This window comes from Humibacter antri (assembly GCF_054777235.1).
Genome location: NZ_BAAHAW010000021.1, coordinates 213,437 through 235,767 on the forward strand (window position 1 = coordinate 213,437; position 22,331 = coordinate 235,767).

At 67.0% G+C, this 22,331-nt stretch carries 22 protein-coding genes and 1 tRNA gene; 7 read left to right on the top strand and 16 right to left on the bottom strand.

The genetic code is table 11. From position 1 onward, the window contains the following. Window positions 1–36: 36 nt before the first annotated feature. The 3 genes from rdgB to murI all read right to left on the bottom strand — a co-directional run bounded on the left by rdgB (window position 37) and on the right by murI (window position 2,585). Entirely contained in the window at window positions 37–693 is a 657-nt protein-coding gene (rdgB, locus tag ACYVDK_RS10155; protein WP_460521279.1) for a non-canonical purine NTP pyrophosphatase, read from the bottom strand. Next, window positions 690–1,502 carry a ribonuclease PH gene (gene rph, locus ACYVDK_RS10160; protein ID WP_460521281.1) on the bottom strand — a complete coding sequence of 271 codons (813 nt, stop codon included), beginning with the start codon at window positions 1,500–1,502 and terminating at the stop codon, window positions 690–692. The genes rdgB and rph overlap by 4 nt, the downstream gene beginning before the upstream one ends. 252 nt (window positions 1,503–1,754) lie before the next feature. After that, window positions 1,755–2,585, bottom strand: a complete 831-nt coding sequence (gene murI / locus ACYVDK_RS10165; protein WP_460521283.1) for a glutamate racemase — start codon at window positions 2,583–2,585, stop codon at window positions 1,755–1,757. A 233-nt stretch (window positions 2,586–2,818) separates the two neighbouring features. On the opposite strand from murI, the gene ACYVDK_RS10170 reads away from it, so the two are divergent. Then, window positions 2,819–4,075, top strand: a complete 1,257-nt coding sequence (locus ACYVDK_RS10170) for a nicotinate phosphoribosyltransferase (RefSeq protein WP_460521434.1) — start codon at window positions 2,819–2,821, stop codon at window positions 4,073–4,075. Between the two features lie 3 nt (window positions 4,076–4,078). Here the strand turns inward: ACYVDK_RS10170 and ACYVDK_RS10175 are convergent, their stop codons facing one another. The 3 genes from ACYVDK_RS10175 to ACYVDK_RS10185 all read right to left on the bottom strand — a co-directional run bounded on the left by ACYVDK_RS10175 (window position 4,079) and on the right by ACYVDK_RS10185 (window position 7,885). Further along, the gene (locus ACYVDK_RS10175) at window positions 4,079–4,372 is read right to left on the bottom strand and encodes a DUF3039 domain-containing protein (RefSeq protein WP_460521285.1); all 294 of its coding nucleotides are present in this window, start codon (window positions 4,370–4,372) and stop codon (window positions 4,079–4,081) included. A 250-nt stretch (window positions 4,373–4,622) separates the two neighbouring features. Further along, on the bottom strand, window positions 4,623–6,203 hold the full coding sequence (locus ACYVDK_RS10180; protein WP_460521287.1) for a hypothetical protein: 1,581 nt from the start codon (window positions 6,201–6,203) through the stop codon (window positions 4,623–4,625). After that, window positions 6,179–7,885, bottom strand: a complete 1,707-nt coding sequence (locus tag ACYVDK_RS10185; RefSeq protein WP_460521288.1) for an ABC transporter ATP-binding protein — start codon at window positions 7,883–7,885, stop codon at window positions 6,179–6,181. The genes ACYVDK_RS10180 and ACYVDK_RS10185 overlap by 25 nt, the downstream gene beginning before the upstream one ends. Before the next feature lie 565 nt (window positions 7,886–8,450). On the opposite strand from ACYVDK_RS10185, the gene ACYVDK_RS10190 reads away from it, so the two are divergent. From ACYVDK_RS10190 to ACYVDK_RS10205, 4 genes are all read left to right on the top strand, one after another. Further along, on the top strand, window positions 8,451–9,149 hold the full coding sequence (locus ACYVDK_RS10190) for a phosphocholine cytidylyltransferase family protein (RefSeq protein ID WP_460521290.1): 699 nt from the start codon (window positions 8,451–8,453) through the stop codon (window positions 9,147–9,149). Window positions 9,150–9,240: 91 nt separating this feature from the next. Next, window positions 9,241–10,062, top strand: coding sequence for an ABC transporter permease (locus ACYVDK_RS10195; protein WP_460521292.1), 822 nt, complete (start codon window positions 9,241–9,243; stop codon window positions 10,060–10,062). Then, entirely contained in the window at window positions 10,062–10,814 is a 753-nt protein-coding gene (locus ACYVDK_RS10200) for an ABC transporter ATP-binding protein (protein WP_460521294.1), read from the top strand. Before ACYVDK_RS10195 ends, ACYVDK_RS10200 begins: the two co-directional genes overlap by 1 nt. A 129-nt stretch (window positions 10,815–10,943) precedes the next feature. Then, complete coding sequence (locus ACYVDK_RS10205) at window positions 10,944–11,249, top strand: hypothetical protein (RefSeq protein ID WP_460521296.1); 306 nt, start codon at window positions 10,944–10,946, stop codon at window positions 11,247–11,249. Window positions 11,250–11,313: 64 nt separating this feature from the next. On the opposite strand, the gene ACYVDK_RS10210 is transcribed toward ACYVDK_RS10205, so the two are convergent. Both ACYVDK_RS10210 and ACYVDK_RS10215 read right to left on the bottom strand, forming a co-directional pair. Continuing rightward, the gene (locus ACYVDK_RS10210) at window positions 11,314–11,613 is read right to left on the bottom strand and encodes a helix-turn-helix domain-containing protein (protein ID WP_460521298.1); all 300 of its coding nucleotides are present in this window, start codon (window positions 11,611–11,613) and stop codon (window positions 11,314–11,316) included. Between the two features lie 331 nt (window positions 11,614–11,944). After that, window positions 11,945–12,541: a tetratricopeptide repeat protein gene (locus ACYVDK_RS10215; protein WP_460521299.1), complete on the bottom strand. Its 597-nt coding sequence runs from the start codon at window positions 12,539–12,541 to the stop codon at window positions 11,945–11,947. 90 nt (window positions 12,542–12,631) lie between these two features. On the opposite strand from ACYVDK_RS10215, the gene ACYVDK_RS10220 reads away from it, so the two are divergent. Continuing rightward, on the top strand, window positions 12,632–13,426 hold the full coding sequence (locus tag ACYVDK_RS10220; RefSeq protein WP_460521301.1) for a hypothetical protein: 795 nt from the start codon (window positions 12,632–12,634) through the stop codon (window positions 13,424–13,426). A gap of 128 nt (window positions 13,427–13,554) precedes the next feature. Here ACYVDK_RS10220 and ACYVDK_RS10225 read toward each other — a convergent pair whose 3' ends face one another. From ACYVDK_RS10225 to ACYVDK_RS10250, 6 genes are all read right to left on the bottom strand, one after another. Further along, window positions 13,555–14,430 carry a glycosyltransferase family 2 protein gene (locus ACYVDK_RS10225; RefSeq protein ID WP_460521303.1) on the bottom strand — a complete coding sequence of 292 codons (876 nt, stop codon included), beginning with the start codon at window positions 14,428–14,430 and terminating at the stop codon, window positions 13,555–13,557. Further along, window positions 14,427–15,236 carry a CDP-alcohol phosphatidyltransferase family protein gene (locus tag ACYVDK_RS10230; RefSeq protein ID WP_460521305.1) on the bottom strand — a complete coding sequence of 270 codons (810 nt, stop codon included), beginning with the start codon at window positions 15,234–15,236 and terminating at the stop codon, window positions 14,427–14,429. Before ACYVDK_RS10230 ends, ACYVDK_RS10225 begins: the two co-directional genes overlap by 4 nt. Window position 15,237: 1 nt before the next feature. Next, on the bottom strand, window positions 15,238–16,314 hold the full coding sequence (locus ACYVDK_RS10235) for a glycosyltransferase family 2 protein (RefSeq protein WP_460521307.1): 1,077 nt from the start codon (window positions 16,312–16,314) through the stop codon (window positions 15,238–15,240). Window positions 16,315–16,587: 273 nt separating this feature from the next. Beyond that, entirely contained in the window at window positions 16,588–18,231 is a 1,644-nt protein-coding gene (locus ACYVDK_RS10240; protein WP_460521309.1) for a S1C family serine protease, read from the bottom strand. A 161-nt stretch (window positions 18,232–18,392) separates the two neighbouring features. Further along, window positions 18,393–18,896 (bottom strand): PKD domain-containing protein, encoded by a 504-nt coding sequence (locus tag ACYVDK_RS10245; protein WP_460521311.1) that lies wholly within the window; start codon window positions 18,894–18,896, stop codon window positions 18,393–18,395. A 254-nt stretch (window positions 18,897–19,150) separates the two neighbouring features. Next, window positions 19,151–19,711 (bottom strand): hypothetical protein, encoded by a 561-nt coding sequence (locus ACYVDK_RS10250; protein ID WP_460521313.1) that lies wholly within the window; start codon window positions 19,709–19,711, stop codon window positions 19,151–19,153. Window positions 19,712–19,877: 166 nt separating this feature from the next. On the opposite strand from ACYVDK_RS10250, the gene ACYVDK_RS10255 reads away from it, so the two are divergent. Then, a complete protein-coding gene (locus ACYVDK_RS10255) occupies window positions 19,878–21,098 on the top strand; it encodes a pyridoxal phosphate-dependent aminotransferase (RefSeq protein WP_460521436.1) in 1,221 nt (406 codons plus the stop codon). Here ACYVDK_RS10255 and ACYVDK_RS10260 read toward each other — a convergent pair. Together ACYVDK_RS10260 and ACYVDK_RS10265 are read right to left on the bottom strand one after the other, a co-directional pair. Then, on the bottom strand, window positions 21,074–21,892 hold the full coding sequence (locus tag ACYVDK_RS10260) for a carbon-nitrogen hydrolase family protein (protein ID WP_460521315.1): 819 nt from the start codon (window positions 21,890–21,892) through the stop codon (window positions 21,074–21,076). The two genes, ACYVDK_RS10255 and ACYVDK_RS10260, sit on opposite strands and share 25 nt — an antisense overlap. A 271-nt stretch (window positions 21,893–22,163) precedes the next feature. Next, window positions 22,164–22,240: transfer RNA gene (locus ACYVDK_RS10265), tRNA-Met, on the bottom strand. Window positions 22,241–22,331 lie beyond the last annotated feature (91 nt).

Consider the following 22,331-nt stretch of genomic DNA (forward strand, 5'->3'; position numbering starts at 1 on the left):
GGGTAGGCGGGCCCGCAGGGCGCCGATCGGGTGGGGCTACTCCCCCACGAGAAGTTCGTGGAGCACGGGAACCATCGCTTGGAATGCCCGCGCCCGGTGGCTGTTCGCGTTCTTGACTTCGGGGTCGAGTTCGGCCGCGGTGAGCGTCGAGCCGGCGGGGACGAACGCGGGGTCGTAGCCGAACCCGTTGGTGCCGCGCGGCTCGCGCTCAAGCGTGCCGTCCCAATCACCCTCCACGGTGCGCTCGTCGACGGTCCGGAGGCCTTCGGCCGGTCGCACCAGTGCGATGGCGCACGTGTAGTGCGCACCGCGATGTCGGTCGGGCACATCGGCCACCTGTGCGAGCAACAGCGCCAGGTTCCCCGTGTCATCGCCGTGCTTTCCGCTCCAGCGGGCCGAGAAGACGCCGGGCGCACCGCCCAGCACGTCGACGCAGATTCCCGAGTCGTCTGCAAGCGCGATGAGCCCGGTGTGCTCCGCCGCGACACGCGCCTTGATCAGCGCGTTCTCGGCGAATGTCACACCGTCTTCAACGGGCTCCGGCCCGTCATACTCCACGAGGTCGACCTGAGGCATGCTCTGCCCGATGATCGCCGCGAACTCCTCGAGCTTGTGTCTGTTGTGGGTCGCGAGCACGACCCGAACCCGGGCGGGATCATCCGTTCGGAAGGCAGCCTTCGACGCCTCGCTCACGACGAGGCCGCGCCGGACTCGCCGTCCTGCACGCTGTCCGGGGCACTGTTGTCGCCTGTCTCGCCATCGGATGAGTCATCGCCGAGCGCCCGGGACTGGAACGAAGCCAGCTCACGGCATCCGTTCTCCGCAAGGTCGAGGAGCGAGCCGAGCTCACGACGATCGAACGGTGCGCCCTCGGCCGTTCCCTGCACCTCGACGAAGAGTCCTCGGCCGGTGACGACGACGTTCATGTCGGTCTCGGCCCGCACGTCTTCGACATATGCCAGATCGAGCATGGGCTCGCCGTCGATGATTCCGACGGAGACCGCGGACACACTGTCGATGAGCGGCGTCGCGCGCTGTGCGAGGAACTTGCGCTCCTTGCCCCAGGCCAATGCGTCCGCGAGCGCAACGTAAGCACCCGTGATGGCGGCGGTGCGCGTGCCGCCGTCCGCCTGGAGCACGTCGCAGTCGAGCACGATGGTGTTCTCTCCGAGCGCCTTCATGTCGACGACGGCGCGCAGGCTGCGTCCGATCAGCCGGCTGATCTCGTGCGTACGGCCGCCGATGCGTCCCTTGACGGATTCACGGTCGGTGCGCTCGTTGGTCGACCGGGGCAGCATCGAATATTCGGCCGTCACCCAGCCCTTGCCCTTGCCGGTCAGCCAGCGGGGCACGCCGTTCGTGAACGACGCCGTGCACAGCACGCGCGTGCGCCCGAACGAGATGAGCGCGCTCCCTTCCGCCTGCCCGCTCCAGCCACGCTCGATGGTGATCGGGCGAAGCTGGTCGGTCGTTCTGCCGTCGGCTCGAATGGTCTCGCTCACCGCTCCACCCTATCTGCGAGCGTTGGCCTATCTGCGAGCGTTGGCCTATCTGCGAGCGTTGGCCTATCTGCGAGCGTTGGCGTATCTGCGAGCGTTGGCGTATCTGCGAGCGCTGGCGCGTGAGCGAGCGATGGCCGTCTGCGAACGGCGGATGCAGCACGCTACGCATTTCTCAGGGGACGGTGGCTCGGTCGTCGCCACGATCGCGGAAACCCGCGGGTGCATGGTCGGTAGCGCCGCAGACACCCTGATTCATGCGCCGTGCTCGCCGGGCAGATCGATGGCGCCTGTGCGCACCACGTCGACCGCGGACACATCCGCGCCGATCATGCGGTGCGCAAGGCGCACGAAGTCCTGCGTATCATCGCCGGTCGCCTCGTAGCGGATGCTCGGCTCGCTTGCGGCCACGCGCTCCAACCCCCGAGACACCAGCACCCGGTACACGTCGTTCGCCGTCTCCACATCACTGGAGACCAGCGCTACTGCCTCTCCCATCACGTATGAGATCGCGCCCTTGAGGAACGGGTAGTGCGTGCAGCCGAGCACCAGGGTGTCCACCTGGGCGTCTTGCAGGGGGCGAAGGTACTCCGCCGCTACCTCCAGCAGCTCTGGCCCGCTCGTGACGCCCGCCTCCACGAACTCGACGAAGCGCGGGCACGCCTGGGTGAAGAGCTGCAGCGACGGAGCTGCGGCGAAGGCGTCCTCGTACGCTCGCGAGTTGACCGTGCCGATGGTGCCGATCACGCCGACGCGCCCGCTGCGGGTGGTGGCGACGGCGCGCCGCACGGCGGGCTGGATCACCTCGACGACCGGCACGTCGTAACGTTCCCGAGCGTCTCGCAGCATGGCCGAAGATGCCGTGTTGCAGGCGATCACCAGCATCTTGACACCCTGCTCGACCAGAAAGTCCAGCGTTTCCAGCGCGAGCGCGCGCACCTGCGCAATCGGTTTGGGTCCATACGGTGAATTCGCAGTGTCGCCCACGTACAGAACCGACTCGTTCGGCAACTGATCACGCACAGCGCGGGCGACCGTGAGTCCGCCCACACCTGAATCGAAGATGCCGATCGGAGCGTCTGTCACAGTCTCACAGCCTAGGGTGTCCCGCAATTCGGGGTCGGGTGAGGATGCCTGAGAGACACACCCTCGATGCGATCGATGGCCGGCGTTGCGAAGGTGCCGAGGCTCCACCCTGATCGAGCCTGCGAGCGGCCCGGCAGACAGGACGGCCGCCTCGCTCCCATAGGCTGAGACCCGTGACGCCATTGCACGAGCGCCGCTCCTCCGCTCTACTCACGGACCGCTACGAGCTCACGATGCTCGACGCCGCCATGCTCTCCGGCACCCACGAACGCGAGTGCGTGTTCGAGGTCTTCGCCCGCTCCTTGCCCGGCGGACGTCGATATGGCGTCGTGGCCGGCACGGGGCGCCTGCTGGAGCTGATCGAACGATTCCGGTTCGAGGATGCCGACCTCGAGTGGCTGCGCCGCAACCATGTGGTGCGCGAGGAGACGCTCGACTGGCTGGCCGACTACCGGTTCAACGGCACGATCCGCGGTTATCGCGAAGGCGAGCTGTACTTTCCGGGATCGCCCATCTTCGTCGTGGATGCCCCGTTCGGAGAGGGCGTACTCCTGGAGACGCTGGCGCTGAGCGTGCTGAACCATGACTCCGCCATCGCCAGCGCCGCTGCCCGGATGGTGTCCGCGGCGGGCGGGCGGCCCCTTGCCGAGATGGGCTCACGGCGCGCGCACGAGGAGGCGGCGATCGCCGCAGCCCGAGCCGCCTACATCGCCGGATTCAGCTCGACATCCAACCTCGAGGCGGGTCGAACCTGGGGCATTCCGACGATGGGCACTGCCGCACACGCGTTCACCCTTCTGCACGACACCGAAGAGGATGCCTTCCGCGCCCAGGTGCGCTCCCTCGGTCCCGGAACCACCTTGCTCGTGGACACCTACGACGTGCACAAGGCGATCGAGACCGCCGTGCGCGTGGCTGGTACCGAGCTGGGGGCCGTGCGACTCGACTCGGGCGACCTTCCGGTGCTCGTAGGGTCTGTACGCGCTCAGCTCGATGCCCTCGGTGCATGCAACACGCGCATCACGGTGACGAACGATCTGGACGAGTTCGCGATCGCCGCGCTACGCGCATCGCCGGTCGATTCGTACGGTGTGGGTACTTCGCTGGTGACCGGTTCCGGAGCGCCGACGGCCGGAATGGTGTACAAACTGGTCGCACGCAAAGGCACGGGCGGTGCGTGGGCTCCGGTGGCCAAGGCATCCACAGGCAAGACGTCCATCGGTGGATCGAAGGTGCCGGTTCGAGCGATCGACAAGCTCGGTGTGGCGTCGGCCGAGGAGATCCACGTACTGCGCAGTCCCGATCCGGCGCCCGCCGGCCGGCACCTGCTGGTGCCGCTCATGCGCGACGGCGTCGCGGTGCCCGAGCACCTCGGCGCGGCCGGTGTCGAGGCCGCTCGGCGACATCACGCCATCGCGCGGGAGGAATTGCCGGAGTCGGCATTCCGGCTCGGCCGCGGTGAGCCGGCGCTGACGACCGAATACGTCTGAGAGCTACTCGTCGTTGAGACCGTCGTAGATCTTCTTGCACTCCGGACAGACGGGGAACTTCTGGGGATCGCGGTTCGGCGTCCACCTCTTGCCGCAGAGCGCGATCACAGGCTTGCCGGTGACGGCGGACTCCACGATCTGCTCTTTGCGCACATAGTGCGAGAAGCGCTCGTGGTCGCCCGGCTCCATCTGCTCGTTCTGGATCAGTTCCTCGAGCTCACGGTCGAGGGTCGCCAGACCGCCGCCCTCTGGCGCCGCGCCGGGACCGCCGGGTTCTGCGATGCTGTTGTCGACCATTCGGCCAGCTTAATCGAGAGGCCGCAGGTGGCGGTTGCCAGTGGCGGGCCCTGGGTCGGTTTCGACGAGCTCAACCTACGGGAACGGCCCAACCCACGGGAACGACTGGACCCACGGGGACGACCCAACCTGCGGAAACGACCCAACCTGCGGGAACGACCCAACCTGCGGGAACGACCCAACCCGCGGGAACGGCTCTATCCGCGGGGACGAGGCTCGAGCAGCGGGAACGGCTGAACCCACGAGAACGTCAGGCGTTGCGCAGGGCGAACGCCATGATCTCGGGCCCCCTGCGGTTGTATGCGAGGGCGCCGAGCAGCACACCGGCCACGAGCACGACGACCCCGATTCCGAGCCCCGCCCAGAGGCACATCGTGAACCATTCCGGATTCTGAACGACGCCGAGCACCATCATGGCGATGGGTACGCCGGCGAACAGCGCGGTCAGCAGCAGGCTCGCGAACTGCGCGAACGTCGCCGCTCCGCCGGTGTGCTGCGGATGTGCGAACGCGCTGTCACCGGGGCGAGGCGCCGCATACGGGGCGAGCGCCGACGACACGCTGGAGAGGCCGAGCCCTGTGAGAACGAGGCACACGCTCACGCCCGTCACCGCGGGCAGGACATCCCAGTTTCCGTACGCCAGTACCGTCAGGATGCTTCCGACTGCGACGACCGGAATCGCGATCAGCACCACTGGTGCGAGGCGACCCAAGCGATCGGCCACACCGCGGGTGCTGGAGGCGATGTGCAACCAGATCGCCGTTCCGTCGTAGGCGATGTCGTTGTGCGCGACCCAGCCGACGAACAGGCAGATCACCGGCAACGGGATGAGGGCCACGTCGTGCGGTCGCACGGCTCCGGAGACGAGCAACGCCGCCACCATGATCAGCGGGAACAGTGGAACGAGCACGAGCTGCACCCAGTACCGTGAGTCGCGGCCCCAGTAGGTGAGGCTTCGTGCCGCGATTGCACCGGCCGGCCGGGCAGGCATCCTGCCGAACCAGCCCAATCCGACGTAGGTCTTCGCCGACACCTGTCGATCGGGCGCGACGACCATGTGCCGCACCAGCGCCCACCAGGCGACGGCGACGATCGCGAGCGACGCGATGGCGATCAGGAGCTTCAGAACGGCGGCACCCCACTGCCCGGCCGCCGCGTCACCGCCCACCGACCATGCCGCCCCGAACGGCGTCCAGCTCACCCAGTTCGCTGCCGAGTGCACGACGCGCAAGCCGTCTCGGCTCCAGTTCAAGGTGGCTAGAAAGAATGCGGCCGGCGAGAGCATGACCACGATCAGTACGGCGATCGTCGCGCTGAACTCCCGAGCGCGACGCGTCGAGAGCACGAACGAGGCGACGGATACCGTCAGGCGCGCTGCGAGCATCCATGTCGGCACGCAGATCACCGCTGCGATCAGCGCGAGCACGGCGGCACCGGGCGATCTCGACCACGTCACCACGGTGAACAACGCGCAGACCAGGAGCACGAGCGCCGGCACCGACACCAGCGTCGCGGCCCCCAACCCGATCGAGATCGGCCGCGGCTCCAGGCCCAGCATGGCGTACGATCGCGGATCGAACGTTCCGTCGTGCCTGCTGAACAGCGGAACGAGAAGGAAGCACAACGCCACGGCGCCGCCGGCGATCACGAGGATGTCGCGCACAAGCTGTCCATCGCTCGCCGTGCGTGCCGACGCGAGAATCCAGCACACCACGACGGTCATCGCCCCCGTGTACAGCAGGCCGACGACCAGTCCGAACGCGTGCCAGCCGCCCCGCCGGAAACCGCTGCCGAGCGACGCCAGCCTCAGTCGGAGAAACTGTGCAACCATTCGAGCCCCTCCACCGCCTTGCGGCCGCCCGCGAGTTCGATGAAGTGGTCCTCGAGCGTCTTCTCCCCGCGCACCTCGTCGACGGGCCCGGAGTCGAGAACGACACCGCCGACGATGATGGCGACGCTGTCGCAGATGCGCTGCACGAGGTCCATGCCGTGGCTGGAGAGCAGCACGGTGCCTCCGGCACCCACGTAGCGCTGCAGGATGCCCGTGACCGTCGCCGCGGACACCGGGTCGACACCCTCGAACGGCTCGTCGAGCACCAGCAGTCGCGGCGAGTGGATCATCGCCGCCGCCAGCGACACCTTCTTCGTCATTCCCGCCGAATAGTCTGCGACGAGGCGACCCATGGCGTCTTCGATCCCGAATGCGGCCGCGAGGTCCGCTGAGCGCTGCCGGGTGGTGGAGGCGTCGAGCCCGCGCAGTGTTCCTGCGTAATACAGAAGCTGCGCACCGGTCAGCTTGTCGAACGTGCGCAAGTGGTCGGGCAGCACGCCGATGGCGCGTTTCGCGGCGCGCGGATTCTTGCGGGCATCCACTCCGTTGACGTAGACGACCCCGGAGTCGGCGCGCAGCAAGCCCGTGATGATGGACAGCGTGGTCGTCTTTCCCGCACCGTTCGGTCCGACGATGCCGTACATGGATCCGGCTCGGATGCTGAGGTTGACGCCGTCGACCGCGACCACATCGCCATACCGCTTGTGCAGACCCGTCACCGCCAGCACGACCGGCGCCGTCGTCGCCGGAGCCGGTCGTGCCGGCGGGAAGATCCGTGTCTCGGCCGCCCGGCGGGCCCGCGCAGGCTGCGCGGTTTCCGACTCAACCGCCTCGGCCACGGATGCGTCGTACTGGTGCGTCAGCGTGCCGCGATCGACCGTCTCCTGCAGGAACTCGGCCTCGGGAACCCGGCCTGCGAGCGTCTCGCTTCGCCCGTCGAGAGCGCCGGCTTGCCCGACGACGTAGGCATCACGCGTCGTGGAGTCGCTCGACTCGGTCTCTCGAACGAGCTCCGCGAGCAGATCCGAACCATCGACTTCGGTCTCCGGCTCGGCCACGGCTGCGGCCTCCGCCGCCGCCCTGCGCCGCCGTCCGAAGAGTGTGATGCGCTGGCGGGAACCGGTGTTCTCGTCGACTGTTGAGGATTGGGCTGGCATCGGTCCTGTGTCGACGACATCGTGCTCGGAAGCGGCTGCGGCCTCTTGCGTGGTGATATTCGCCGTGTCCACGGGTGCCGGAGTGGTCGAAGCCGCGTCTGACTCCGCTCCGGCGGTGTCGACGACCGGGACTTCGACCTCGACGGCCGTGGCCTGGACCTGGGGTGTCGCCACCCGTTCGGCGAGTGGCGCCGGCGCGGCCTGCGACAGTCGTGGGGAAGCCGCGACGCCCGTTCCCTTCGTCGCACGGGTGACGGTGCCCCGAGCGTGTGAGGAACCCCGGGGGCCGCGTGATCCCGTGGTCGTGACGACGGTGACGGACTCGCCGGCACCGGCATCGGCGATGACCGAGGCTGCTGCAGCGGCACCAGTCGCACGAGGGCGTCCGCCACGGCGGGCATCCGCCGGCTTCGCGCCGCGCGTGCCAACGACCGGCGCGTCGCCTGATGAGCCGGAACCGGGAGAAGCTGCTCCAGTCACCGTCTCGGCGCCGCCCGCGATCGTCGTCTGCGGGTCATCTTGCACGCGCCTTACCCCCGTTACCGTGGTCCCCTCGAACGCTGGAGCCGCTCATCTCGCGGCCACCACCGTTCGCCATCGGCACCGGCGGGGATGCTGTCCCCGAGCCGGCGGGCCGACCCGGTAACCCTCCCCATCGGAGCCATTCGAATTCCTTACGCTAACCTACCAATCTTCGTCGGAACACCCCTGGATGGACCCACCGTTCTGTGCCCCGATGGTGCGCGTGCGACTTGGTGTCGTTCGCCCGAACATCCGACCCGGACCTCCGCTTCAGCGAAGGTGGGCTGCCGGAGATCTGGATGGTGTGCCGACGTCCGCTTTCTAAGAGCACTCCCATAAAACGATCACGAAACGGCAACGCCCCGTATTCGGGGTGCAGTGACCCGGTAGATTCGTTCCCGGCACAAAGCGGTGTCCTTGCACACACGCAAAAGTGACACTTCGGTGAACGGAAGCGGTCGGCGCGGAAATGCACCTCAAGATTCACCGCTGATCGGCTGTCATCAGCACGTCACACAGTTCAACTCATGGGGGGTCGACTATGCGCACGAATGACAGGAGACGAAACGTGACCACCGCACCGCAGGTCGTGATTCTCGCGGCAGGCATGGGCAGTCGGCTCGGACGTTCGCTGCCGAAGCCGCTGACGGAACTCAGCGACGGTCGCACGATCATGCAGCAGCAGTTCGACAACATCCATGCCGCCTTCGGCCCGAAGGCCAAGGTCACGATCGTCGTCGGCTACAAGCTCGAGCACATCGTCGAGGCGTTCCCCGACGCATCCTTCGTCTACAACGAGCAGTACGACCAGACCAACACGTCGAAGAGCCTCATGCGTGCGCTCAAGTCGAGCGGAAACGGTGGCGTGCTCTGGATGAACGGCGACGTCGTCTTCGACCCGGGCTTGCTCGTACGTGCCGCGGCCGCTGTAGCCCGCGACCAGTCGTTCGTGACGGTGAACACAGCCAAGGTCTCCGATGAAGAGGTCAAGTACACCACCGGAGCCGAGGGCTACATCGAGAAGCTCTCGAAGACGGTCACGGGCGGGCTCGGCGAGGCGGTGGGCATCAACTACGTCTCCAGCCACGACAAGGCAGCACTGCTGCACCACCTGCAGCGCGTCGACGACCAGGACTACTTCGAGCGCGGTCTCGAACTGGCCATCCAGCACGATGGAATGCTCGTCGAGCCCATCGACATCTCCGACCTGTACGCGGTCGAGATCGACTTCGCGGAAGACCTGGAGCGCGCGAACCTCTTCGTGTGAACGAGCTGCACCAAGATTTGACGGATGCCGTCGGCCTGCTGGGCCGGCGGCATCCGTCTTCTGCCCAGCCGGTCGTCGCTACGATCGTGGGGTGACGATCTCTGCCGCCGCGCGACCGACCGAGCGTACTCAGCGGTCGCCGGTCGGGCGCTACCGGCATTCGCTGTGGTTGCTGACCAAGCGCGACCTGCACGTGCGCTACGCGACGAACGCACTCGGCTACCTGTGGTCGATCCTCGACCCGCTGCTGATGGCGGGCATCTACTTCCTCGTGTTCACCGTGATCTTCCAGCGCGGTGGTGTCACCGAAGACCCGTACATCGTCTTCCTGCTCTCCGGGATGCTGCCATGGACGTGGTTCAACGGCGCCGTGTCGGACTTCACGCGGGCGTACAGCCGTGACGCCAAGCTCATCCGTTCCGTGGCCATACCGCGCACGATCTGGATCAACCGGATCGTGCTCAGCAAGGGCATCGAATACCTCTTCTCGCTGCCGGTGCTGGCGTTCTTCGTCATCGTGACGGGGGCACACGTGCATTGGCAACTTGCGCTGATGCCGCTGGCGTTCCTCATCCAGGCCGTATTGCTGGTCGGCCTGGGCTTGTTGATCGCGCCTCTCGTGATGTTCTTCCGCGACCTCGAGCGCGTGGTGAAACTGCTGTTGCGCCTGCTTTTCTATGTGTCGGCCGTTCTGTACCCGGCTACGGCAGTACCGAAGGACTTCCCCATCTTCAAGGTGTTCTCCGACCTCAACCCGTTGGTCGGGCTCTTCGGCATCTATCACTCGGCATTCTTCCCTGGCGACCTGCACTGGGACCTTGTGCTCAGCTCGGCGATCGGCAGCCTGGTCTTCCTGATCATCGGCTGGATGGTTTACTCCCGCACGATCCGCAGCGTGCTGAAGGAGATGTGATGACGACTTCGACGACGACCTCGACGATGATCGAAGCGACGGATGTCGGCATCCGCTTCAAGCGGAATCGTTCTTCCCGTCGCAGCTTCAAGGACCTGTTCTCCTCCCGTCAGCGTCGTGTGAAGCCCGACGAGTTCTGGGCGTTGCGCCACGTGTCGTTCGCCGTGCCGGCCGGTGAAGCGGTCGGCGTGGTCGGACGCAACGGGCAGGGCAAGTCGACGCTGCTCAAGCTCGTGGCCGGCGTCATCCTGCCCGACGAGGGCACCGTGGAAGTGAAGGCGGGCACCGCGCCGCTGATCGAGATCACGGGCGGCTTCGTCGACGACCTCAGTGTGCGCGACAACGTCTACCTCACGGCCGGACTCCACGGCATGTCAAAGGCGGAGATCGACGAACGATTCGACGAGATCACCGGATTCGCCGACATCGGCAACTTTCTCGACACGCCGTACAAGCACCTCTCCAGCGGCATGAAGGTGCGCATCGCCTTCGCTGTGATCACCCAACTCGACGAGCCGATCCTCATCGTCGACGAAGTGCTGGCGGTGGGCGACCGCATGTTCCGGGAGAAGTGCTACAAGCGCATCGAGGAGATGCTCGCGAACGGCCGCACGATGTTCTTCGTCTCGCACAACGAGAAGGAGATCCGCCGCTTCTGCACCCGCGGTCTCTATCTCAACGACCACGGGCTCGCGCTCGACGCTGACATCGATTCAGTGCTGGCGCGTTACAACAGCGACTACGGCGGCTGAGCCAGTTTGCGCCGGGCGGGCCATCATCTCTTTCCGTCCACGCCATCTCTTTCCGTCCACAGAGCCCCGCCTGGCGTGCCGTCCCCAGCAGAGACCGGTCCGTCGGATGCCCCGCCTAGCGTGCCCTGCATGACCACGACCAGACGCGCTGAGAGCACCGAGGACTCGAACCTCGCATATCCCGTTCCGTTCGCCTTCGATCGCAGCGCTCCCCCGCGCTACCGGCTGCGCAACGTCAGCCTGGAGATTCTCACCGGCGTGCGCTTCTCCCTGCTGGGCGCGGGCAGCATGCCAGTGCAAGCACCCATCACACTCGATCCAGGCGCTGTCGCGGAGATCCCGATCCACGGTCACGACCTGGCCCGTTCGACGGTGCTCGTCGTTCGTTGGCACAGAGCGAACGGCGATGAGTACCTGTGGCGGGCGAGCTTCTGACGTACCTCGGAGCCGCGACCATTCAGTCACTGTCGCGTTTCGGTCGCGGAGCGGATCGTGCTGCCTAACGCATCCGCTCGCGCGCTTCGAGCCACTCCTTGGCCGTGACGTTGTGCTGATGACCCGGGTAGTCCGCCGTCGTCAGCCCGTGCAGCAGCTCGCCCGGTTCGACTCCGAGAACAGTGGAGATGCGGATGATCGTCTCCATGTTCGGGTTCGCCCGACCGCGTTCGAGCTTGCCGTAGTTCGTCGGATGGATCTCCGCGAGGTGCGCCACCTCTTCCTGGCTCAGCGCCAGCCCGGTGCGGATGTGGCGCAGCCGTTTTCCGAACACGCCTGCGGCGTTGGAGTACGGCTCGACCACGCCTTCTTGTCTACGGAGCGGACAGCGTTCGAATCCAGAGCGTTCGTGCCCTATCGACGGAACGAGCTCGCAGCCGCGTTGCGTGAGCGGTGCCGCGACCATACGCCAGCACGCAGCACGTCAGGATCGGGTCCGACTCGTTCATCCGTGGATCACTGCCGCTGGTGAGCTACGCGCGGCCGGAGAAGCTGTTCACTGCGAGCCGCTCATCGTTGGGAACCGCAGCCGCGGGCGCCGATGAACGAACACTGGAAGGAGCCTTGCGAGTCGCGCGGGAACTGTTTCACGGCTGATAGCGCGCCGCCCGCGAGCACATGCCCGGGCGCGAGGACTACTCCTCCGACTCCAACTCCGCCGCGTAACGTTCGATGATGATGGCGGCCGCGCCGTCGAGCGTGTCCTGACGGACCCCGAGCTCCGAGCGAACTCGTGCGCGGCCGATCAGCATGGACTCGTACTGGGACTCCGAGCCGGGCACGTTGCCACTGTCCATCGCCCGGATGCCCATCGAGTACCAGCGCTGGGCCTGCTTGAACTCGTCGACGAGTTCGAAGAAACCGCCCAGCACCAGGAAGGTGTTGAGTTGTCGTGGGGACTCTTTGCGCAAGGCGTCGGCAAGCTCTAATGCGGAAGCCGTCTGCCCGATCTGATAGAGCCCCTGCACGATCAGTGCACGCGGGTCGACATAGGTCGCCCCTCCGTCATCCCGAGCCGCCTCGTACATGCGCAGCGCCTCGGCGTGGTCGCCCCCGTAGCCGAAGTCGTCCCCCGCCTCGACGAGCACCGCGGCGCGCGAGACGTCATCCGCGAGGCTGAAGCGTTCGGGTTCCATCGCCCAGGCACGCAAGGTCTCCGCGATGGAGCCGTCTACTCGATCGGTGCGGAGTCGCACGTCGTCGAAGTCGTTCTGCGTGATCAGGCGGGGCACCCGGCCAGCTTAGGAGAATCCGTTCACGACGACAGTCGCACCGTCGTCTATGCAGCGAGCGGAATGCCTCCCGTCCGTAGACTCGAATGCATGGCTCGCTCGAAGAAGGTCAAGCCGTTCGTGGGTGTCACCGGCACGAGCACCTCTCGCGGAGTCGGCATCCCGACCCGCATCAATCGAGGTGTCGACCGGTTTCTCGCAGTGCAGCGACCGGTCGTCCTGGCCCATTTGCGCAGCGTCAGGCGCAGGCATCCGGATGCCGCGCCCGACGAAGTCGCATACGTCGTCGGGCGCCGATACCTCGCCGCGATCACCGCGAGCGGTGCCGCGGTCGGCACGACCGCTGTGATTCCGGCCGTCGGCACGGTCACCACGCTGGCGCTCTCCGCCGTCGAGACCGCCGCGTTCCTCGAGGCGACCGCACTGTTCGCGCAATCGATCGCCGAACTGCACGGACTGCCCGTCGATGATCCGGAGCGCGCCCGCGCCCTGGTATTGGCCCTCATGCTCGGCAAGGAGGGATCCGATCTCGTGCGTCAGTGGGGCATCGAACTGACTGAGAAGGAGGTCAGCCGCGAGCTGTACTGGCGGCAGGTGGTCGCCAGCAGCATCCCGCGCGTCGTCATCGGACCGCTCGTGCAGCGTCTGCAGTCCGCGGCGGCGAAGCGTCTGGCGACCACCGGAACGGCGAGCATCCTCGGCAAGGCGCTTCCGTTCGGCGTGGGGGCGCTCGTTGGCGGCGCAGGCAACCGCATCACCGGATCCCGGGTCGTGCATTCCGCGCATGTGGCGTTCGGGTCGCTGCCGGAAGTGTTCCCCGCGGCGCTCAACGCGCGCTTGGCTGCAGGTGATGCCGACAAGGCCGAGCTGGCTGCGGTCGAGTAGGGCGGGTTCGACAAGCGTGCCACTACGCGGCACCTGCTGAACAGGTGAGACTCGCACTGCCCGACGTGCAGGGCGCGCTGCTCGATCGGCGAGCTGCCTGCCCTCAGACGACAGGCGCCGCTGCACCGTCAGACGATGGGCGGGCGGCCCGCCAGAGTCATGCGCCACACGGTGCGCCACCGGAGCGGGCGCCGCTCCCCCGGGTCGTCGCGCCAGCCGGCCGCCCAGCCGGCGAACCAGGGTCGGAGGGTCTTCGGGTTGCGAGCGCCGCGCAGGAGCTGCACGCCCGTCCACGTCGCCACATACACGGGCGCGAGCACTGCCGGGAGGTTGCGCCTGGCGACCCATACCCGGTTGCGGGCGTTGCGCCAGTAGAAGTCCGTGTGCCTGGTGGTCGGCACGTTCGGATGCCGTGCCTCCAGATCGCCCGCATACCAGGCGCGCTTGCCCTGATCCCAGACGCGCCACGCGAGTTCGATGCCCTCATGCGCGTAGAAGAACGGCGCCGCCCATCCACCGGCCGCCTCGAATACGCTGCGAGGCAGCACGATCGCCCCTTCGACGAGCGAGAAGACTGCGCTGGGCCGTGCAGGGTCTCCTTTGCGCATGCGCGGAACCCAGCGGCGCGGCGGACTGGAGTCGTCGATCGTGCGCACCCGGGGCTGCAGCACGCCGACCGCGGGATCGGTGCGGAAGCGAGCAATGGCATCCGCCAGGAACGTCTCGGATTCGACGTATTCGTCGTCGTCGAGGAAGAACAGGAACTCCCCCGTCGTCTCCGGAACTCCGGCGTTGCGGCCAGCCGGAATACCGAGATTCTCCGGCAGCCCGTGCCCCTTCACTCCGTTCGGCAGATCCGTCGGCTGCCAGCCGTTGCCCACGCAGACGATGTTGACCTCGACATCGCGTTGAGCGAGCACGGATGCCAGTGCTCGCGCGAGCTCCTGCGGTCGCGTTCCCTGCGTCAGCACCACGACACCGGCCGTGGGCAGGACTGAATTCATGACCTGAGCCGGTTGGAGCTCATGATCGCCAGGAAGTGACCGAACATGGCCAGGAGCGCGAACGCGAGAAGCACGACGAGGTAGACGCGGTCGGTGGCGGGCGACCCGGTGAACAGGGCGATCACCGCGACGACGAACGTGAGCAGCGTCAGCTCAACCGAGTGGAACATCCTGTGGAAGGGGAAGAACTTCACCGCGCGGCGGGCCAGCGCGATGAGGCGATGCTGAGGGGCGGCATCCGCTTCGGCGTTGCCGAGTCTGGGCAGTCCGGCGTATGCACGAGCCACTCGGGTGAGGTCGTTCAGCGCCTTGTTCAGCACGAGCACGAGCGCGAGCGCGAAGCCGAGCGTCGTCCACAGGTAGTCGTCGGGCGTCTGGAACGGCCAGGCGGCTGCACGCAGGCCGAGCGCGATCGCGATGAACGTCTCCGTCGAGTAGTGACCTACCGCATCCAGGAAGTGCCCGGCCGGCGACGAGCTGTTCCGCCACCTGGCGACCTCGCCGTCGCAGCAGTCGAAGAGCATCTGCACCTGGCCGAGCATGACGGCGATCAGTGCACCCCAGAAGCCGGGGATGAGCAGGGCGGCAGCGGTGAGCCATCCGCTCAGGATCATGAAGCCGGTGACGCCGTTCGCGCTGATGCGAGTCTTCAGCAGCGCCCAGGTGAGGTACGGCGAGATGGCGCGTAGGTAGAGATGCGCCGTCCAGTGCTCCGCGTTGCGCCGCTGGCGCACCTCCGGTGGTTGCGTCACCTCGCGCAGCTGAGCGATCGACGCAGGACGGCGGTGGGAATCAGAAGCCGACACGCTACCTCCCGGACCGGCTGTGCAGATCGTGCGACAGCTCGAAGTATCCCCCGATGAAGCCGATGCCCCAGCTCAGGTGGATCGTCGGCACGACGATGATGAATCGCAGCATGGCGGCGAACCCGTCTCGGGAGCCGATGCTGAACGACGCGGCGAGCACGAACAGCAGGTAGAGCACGGGGACGACGAACGCCAGCGTCAACCATCCCAGCGGCGCTCCGATGATCAGCCCGACGATGCCCAGAAGCCCGACGACGATGGCAACCCCGAGAAGCACCACGAGCACGGGTGGTGCGAAGTAGCGCAACGAATTGGCGGACCGGAAGCGACGCACCAGTTCGCCGCGCCACATTCCCGTCGCGAAGAACTGGTTGACGAGCGAGCGGATGCTCGACCGCGGCTGATACGTCACCACCAGTCGCGGAGTGAACCACACCGTGCCGCCCGCGGCCCGCAGACGGCGGTTGAGCTCCCAGTCCTGCCCGCGACGCACGCGCTCGTCGAAGAGACCGACCGCCTCGAGGCGATCACGCCGGAACGAGCCGAGGTAGGCGGTCTGCGCCGGTCCTTCCTTGCCGCCCACGTGATGCTGCGTGCCGCCTAGGCCGATGCGGGAACGGTAGGCGCGGGCGACCGCCTTCTCGAAGGGGGTGGTGCCGCGGGCATCCATCAGCCCGCCGACGTTGTCTGCGCCGGTGCGTCGCAGTGTCTCGACGGCGACACGGGTGTATTCCGGCGGCAACAGCGAATGCGCATCGACACGCACCACGATCGGATAGCCGGATGCCCGGATCGCCTCGTTCAACCCGGCAGAGGTCGACGCCGCGGGGTTGGGCACCACCCGCACGTTCGGGTGCTCGCGCGCCAGCGCGGCCAACACCTCTTCGGTGCCATCGGTGCTGGGCCCGACGGCGAGCGTGATGTCGTAGGGGCCCTGATAGTCCTGGGCGAGAAGCCGCTCGACCGCTGCGCGCACGTACGGAGCTTCGTTCAGCACCGGCATCACGTACGAGACACCCGGGAGTGCACCCGCCCCGTCGAGGGCGCTTTCGGCGCCTGAACTGCTGGCCTCGCCCATCACATCCGCTCGTCGAATCGTCGGCCCAGCCTATCAGCGCGATGGGAGGCGGCTCGGCGAGGGCGTGCTGAGACGACCGCGGGTTGAGCTCGGTCGAAACTTGGAATCTGCAAGGATCGGGGGTTTCGACAGGCTCAACCCACGGCGACAGGCTCAACCCGCGGCGAGCGGCTCGACCCGCGACAGGCTCGACCCGTGGCGATCGGCTCGAGTCGCGGCGAGCGCTCCACACGCCGCAGCGGGCTCTACCAGCGGAATGCGCTCCGCTGGGGCTCAGTCGGTGGCGAGTGTGCCGAGTGTGACGTCGACCTGCTGCGTCTGCCCGCCCCGCTCGTACGTGAGCGTGGCCTTGCTGCCGCCGGCCAGGGCACGAACCTGTGCGGTGAGGTCTGTGGAGTTGGTGATCGGCTTGCCGTTGAAGTTGGTCACGATGTCACCGGCCTTCAGGCCCGCGTTCGCCGCTGCACCGCCGGAGCTGACCGACTTGATCAGAGCACCGACCGTCGTCGCGTTGCTGTTCGATGTCGAGTCGGAGACCGTCGCCCCGAGCAGACCGCTTGACGCCTTGCCGTCCTTGATGATGTCGTCGGCAACGCGCTGCGCCACGTTCGACGGGATGGCGAAGCCCACGCCGATACTCCCGGACTGCCCGCTGGAGTTGCTCGACGAACTCGCGCTGGCGATCGCGACGTTGATGCCCATCACCTGGCCCTTGCCGTTGAGCAGGGGGCCGCCGGAGTTGCCCGGGTTGATGGCGGCATCCGTCTGGATGACCGGGAGCGAGATTGTGCTCTGCGCCGACGACTGGCCTTTGCTGCCGCCGTTCTGGTCGAAGTTCCAGAAGTTGAACGGGCTGTTGCCGCCCTGATTCTGCTGGTCCTGCTTGGGTGCGGCGGACGATGCGATCGAGATGCTGCGGTTCAGTGAGCTGACGATGCCGTTGGTGACCGTGCCGGAGAGGCCGAGCGGGGCGCCGATCGCGATCGTCTGGTCACCGACGTTGACCTTGTCGGAGTTCGCGAACGTCACAGGGGTGAGACCGCTGGCGTTCTGAAGCTTGATCACCGCGAGGTCGAGCACCGGGTCGGTGCCGACAACTGTCGCCTTGTAGATCTTGCCGTCGTTGGTCGTGACGCTGACGGTGGCGGCGCCGGTGGACCCGTCGAGGGTGACGACGTGAGTGTTGGTCAGGATGTAGCCGTCGGAGCTGAGGATGACGCCGGATCCGGTGCCCGCCTCCTGACTGCCCGTGACGTTGATGGTGACGACGCTCGGGCTCACCTTCGACGCGACAGCGGTGACGTTGGTGGCGGTCTGCGGGTCGTTCACCGTGACATTGGTGGCGCCCGTGGATGCCACAGGTCGGCCCGAGTTCGAGTTCGCCGCGTAGATGCCGACCACGCCGGCGCCTACGCCGCCGCCGAGGAGACCCGCGAGCACGAATCCGGTGATCAGGAGTCCTGCACGGTTTCCCTTGCCGTCCTTCTGCTTGGCCGGCTTCGGTGCTTCAGCCGGCTGCTGCTGAGCGTAAGGTTGCTGGCCGGCGTACGTCGGCTGCCCGAATGCTCCGTGCTGGGGCGCCTGCTGCGGTCCGGCCTGCTGCGCCCCGTACTGATACGGTCCGGGCTGCTGCGCGTAGCCCGGCTGCTGACCATAGCGGTAACCCTGCTGCGCGTAAGGGTTCTGCGGGCCCTGCACGGGCTGCGCGGGTGCCGGCGGTGCTGCGTTATAGGGCGGCAACTGCTCCGTCGGCTGAGTCTGGTTGGCTTGCACGTCATGAGCGGACTGCTCTGTCGCGGACTGCTCAACCGCAGGTTGCTCGACGGCCGGCGCCGAGTCGGCAACCGAGTCCTGCGCGTGCGGCTGCTGCGGTGCCGTCTCCGGCATCTCCGCGGGATCCTTCGGTGTGTCGGTCATCTGTCGTGCTCCTTCCAAGCGCTTAAAGCATCCGCTGTCATGCTGGGCATGGGTTATGGGCAATCTGTGAACGGACTAGAACAATCCCATGGGACCGGAATGAGTGGGCGACCGCCGCGCCGTGCTCCGGTGTTGCGAGGCGGATATCCCGCTCGATTGCGTCAGCAGCCCGGCGCTCCCGGGTCGGCCTGGCAGTTGCGCTGCACCAGCACGGTCTTCGCGTCGGCGGCGATCACCGTGAACGTCGGCGCGGAGAGCCTCAGCGTGCCCGGCACGTCTCGCCATGACCCGCCTCCGATGCGATATTGCGCGGAGTACTCCACTGTGAGGGCGACGCCGTATCTGCCCCCCGCTGTGTAGATGTGACTCGTGGATGTCGGGCTGAACTCCGGAACGCCGAGCGACTGCCAGGTGGCCCCTCCTGTTGTGGTCGAGGCGTGCACGCCGTCGCCGTAATCCCACGCGAAGCGCACCGGCGTGAAACGCACCGTCGCGGGCTGTCCGGCCAGGGACCCGGATGCCGTGTGCCGGCCGGCATCGGAGACGAAGTTGGCGTCGAGGCCGATGATCGCCCATCCGTTCGGCTCGCCGGAGACCGTGGGCGCCTGCGGGTAGAACGACGCGAGCGCGGACATCGTGACACCGCCCTGAACCTGCACGACCATGTTCCCGCTGCAGACGACGCCGGCCGGACAGGGACTGCCTGCCGGGCCCGGCGCGGCGTCCGTGCCGTCGTCGGAGGCGCTGTCGCCGCCGGAGCTGCCGCCGGAACCGCCGTTCGTCCCGACGTCGACGTGGTCGCCGGCGATTGAGCCGGTGGAGCAGCCGCCGGTGTATTGCCCCCAGCGGCCGCAACCGTCATTACTACTTGCCGCGCACGGGACGGCAAGACTGATCGAAAGCGCCAGAAGACCGACAACTAACCCGCGCAAAAGCCACCGCCAGTCCACAGAGCGCGTTCCGCTACGAGTAGGTGACCTTCGTTGGCAGGCCTAACGAACGTCACATGCCAGGGCGTGCGTGCTTTTCGATCTGGCGCGACCAATGACTTGCCACTCGAATCGACGACGTCCACATTGCTTACGTCATCACACACGTAGATTGCTACTGGCTGTCGCGCACCCGGCTCAAAGAACGCCAGGCGAACGGAGTCGAACTTGGTGGTCCCGACCGTATGTGCGTTGTTGTCCTTGAAATCCGCCGTGTCAGCACGAACCTTCTTCAGGGCATCCCCGGAGGCAACCGACTCAAGTCTCGCCGAGTCTGCGCCGCCTTCGCTGAGTACGTTATCGGTCACCTTCAGGTACGCCGCGTAGGCATCCGTTGCGGCCTTGAGCGCTTCCGCATCCGAGGCGAAGAGGCGCGTGTGCGCTGATGTCGGCGACGGCGTCGGTGCGGGCTGCGCGGGGGTGCAGGCGGCGAGCGGGAGCGCGAGGAGCGCGGCGATGGCCGCTGCGGGCATCCGTCGGCGCACTGACATGGGGACAACCGTAGGGCACGGCGAGGTTCGGGGCAGGCGTTATCCACAGCCGTACCTGTTCGTCGCGAGACGTAGAACGCAGGGCGTCGCACTCAACCGCGCACTACCGTGAGAAGCACGGCCGGTGACGACGATTCGGCCGCGCGACAAGCGAACCGGAGGAACGATGGCGGCGCTGATTCCCGGCAACTGGCAGCGGGCGGCGCGCGGGGCTGGGCTCCTGAGCGCGGATGGCGCCGTGTCTGCGACGATCTTCGCGGAGATGAGCGCGCTCGCTACGCGGACAGGGGCGATCAACCTCGGGCAGGGGTTCCCCGACGAAGACGGACCCGCCGAGGTGCTCGACGTTGCCGTTCGGAGCATCCGTGACGGGGTCAACCAGTACCCGCCGGGAATCGGGATGCCCGTGCTGCGCGAGGCGATCGCCGAGCACCAGCACCGCTTCTACGGACTGGAGGTCGACCCGGATCGCGAGGTGCTGGTGACTGCCGGGGCGACCGAGGCGATCGCCGCGACGTTGCTCGCCCTGCTGGAAGACGGCGACGAGGTCGTCACCTTCGAGCCGTTCTACGACTCGTACGGGGCGATCATCGAGCTGGCAGGCGGGGTGCACCGCACGGTTCCACTGTCGGCGCCGAGCTTCGAACCGGACCTCGACGACCTGCGCGCAGCGGTCACCGACCGGACCAGGGTCATCCTCGTGAACGACCCGCACAACCCGACGGGCGCGGTCTTCGGACGTGAAACGCTCGAGACGATCATCGAGGTCGCGCACGAGCACGACGCGATCATCGTGACGGACGAAGTGTACGAACACCTCACCTTCGATCGGCCGCACATTCCGATCTCCACGCTGCCGGGCGGACGTGATCGCACGGTGACGATCTCTTCGGGTGGAAAGACGTTCAACACGACAGGCTGGAAGATCGGCTGGCTGATCGCTCCCCCGGAGCTCGTGACGGCGATCACAGCGGTGAAGCAGTTCCTCACCTACGTGAACGGCGCGCCGTTCCAGCCCGCGATCGCGGCAGGGCTGCGGATGCCGGACTCCTTCTTCACCGAGATCGCCGCGACGCTCGCTGCGAAGCGAGACTTGCTCTCGGCCGGTCTGGAGAGTGCCGGGTTCGGAGTGTTCCCGTCGCACGGCTCGTATTTCGTCGTGGCAGATGCGGCTCCCCTCGGCTACCTGGATGCCGTTGCCTTCTGCCGCGAACTGCCGTCGCTCGCCGGGGTGGTCGGCGTGCCGATCACCGCGTTCTGCGGACCGCGGATGCGCGAAGAGGCCGCATCGCTCGTACGTTTCGCGTTCTGCAAACGCATCGACGTGCTCGAGCGAGCCGCCGCGCAGCTGACTCGGCTCGGTCAGGCCTTCGGCACGACCGCGTAGCGCCGCAGGGACAGCGCGGGGTTCAGCGCTCGCACCTGTGTCAGCCGCTCGCGGTCGATCATGGCGAGAGCGAACCCGGGCCGCTCACCGGCATCCGCGAGCACGACGCCCATAGGATCCACTATGACGCTCGAGCCGATGCTGACGCCGCCCACTTGGTCGGCCGCAGCGACGAACACCGTGTTCTCGATCGCCCGCGCCGTGATCAGGGTGCGCCAGTGATGCTCCTTGAGCGGCCCGCGCACCCACTCGCTCGGCACGACGACGAGGTCGGCGCCGGCATCCACGATGGTGCGGGTGATCTCGGGGAAGCGCAGGTCGTAGCAGGTCTGAAGCCCGACGGTGAGCCCATCGACATCGAACAGCTGTGGCGGCTCGAGCGGCCCGGGTCGCACGACCTCGGACTCGCGAACACCGAACGCGTCGTACAAGTGTTGCTTGCGGTACACGGCACGGATGCCCGAGCCCGGCGCGACGGCGACGAGCGTGTTGAAGAAGCGGTTCTGGTCATCCGTGCGTTCGGCGAAGCCCGCGACGATCGTGAGTGCGAGTTCGTCGGCAAGTCTCGCAAGTGACGTCGTGAAGGGACCGTATAGCGGCTCGGCGTGGTCGAGGTAGAGGGCATCGACCGGATCGACGAAGTACGACGAGTACTCGGGGAAGACGACGAGCCGTGCTCCGCGCTGTGCGGCTTGCGATGCGAGGTCGGCGATCGTGGCGAGGTTCTCCGCCGTGTCGTGCCCTGGCGCGAACTGCGCGGCTGCGACCGCAACGAGCATTTCCGAACCCGACATGGTGCCACCCTACGGTCTTTGCTCGATGCGGCAGCCCGAAGAAGCGGCCGCATTTTCGCACTTGCGCCACAAGTGGAGAAGGGAGCCCCTACCGGGACGCCCTTCTTCTTTTTGGTTGCGGGGGCAGGATTTGTCCCTACCGCCCCTCCACTCACGGCTTCGCCGCGCCCGGAGCCTCCGGCGATGGGGGCCCACCTACGGGCAGGTTCATTCACACACCCCGTGACGAAAAGAAGAAGGGCGCCCCTGCCGGGACGCCCTTCTTCTTTTTTGGTTGCGGGGGCAGGATTTGAACCTACGACCTCTGGGTTATGAGCCCAGCGAGCTACCGAACTGCTCCACCCCGCGGCACGATCACTGAGCCTAGCACGGCGTGCGCGGCCCCGAAAATCGCACCGCACGCGTTGCAGGACCACAAGGTGGCGGTACAGGTGCGCCG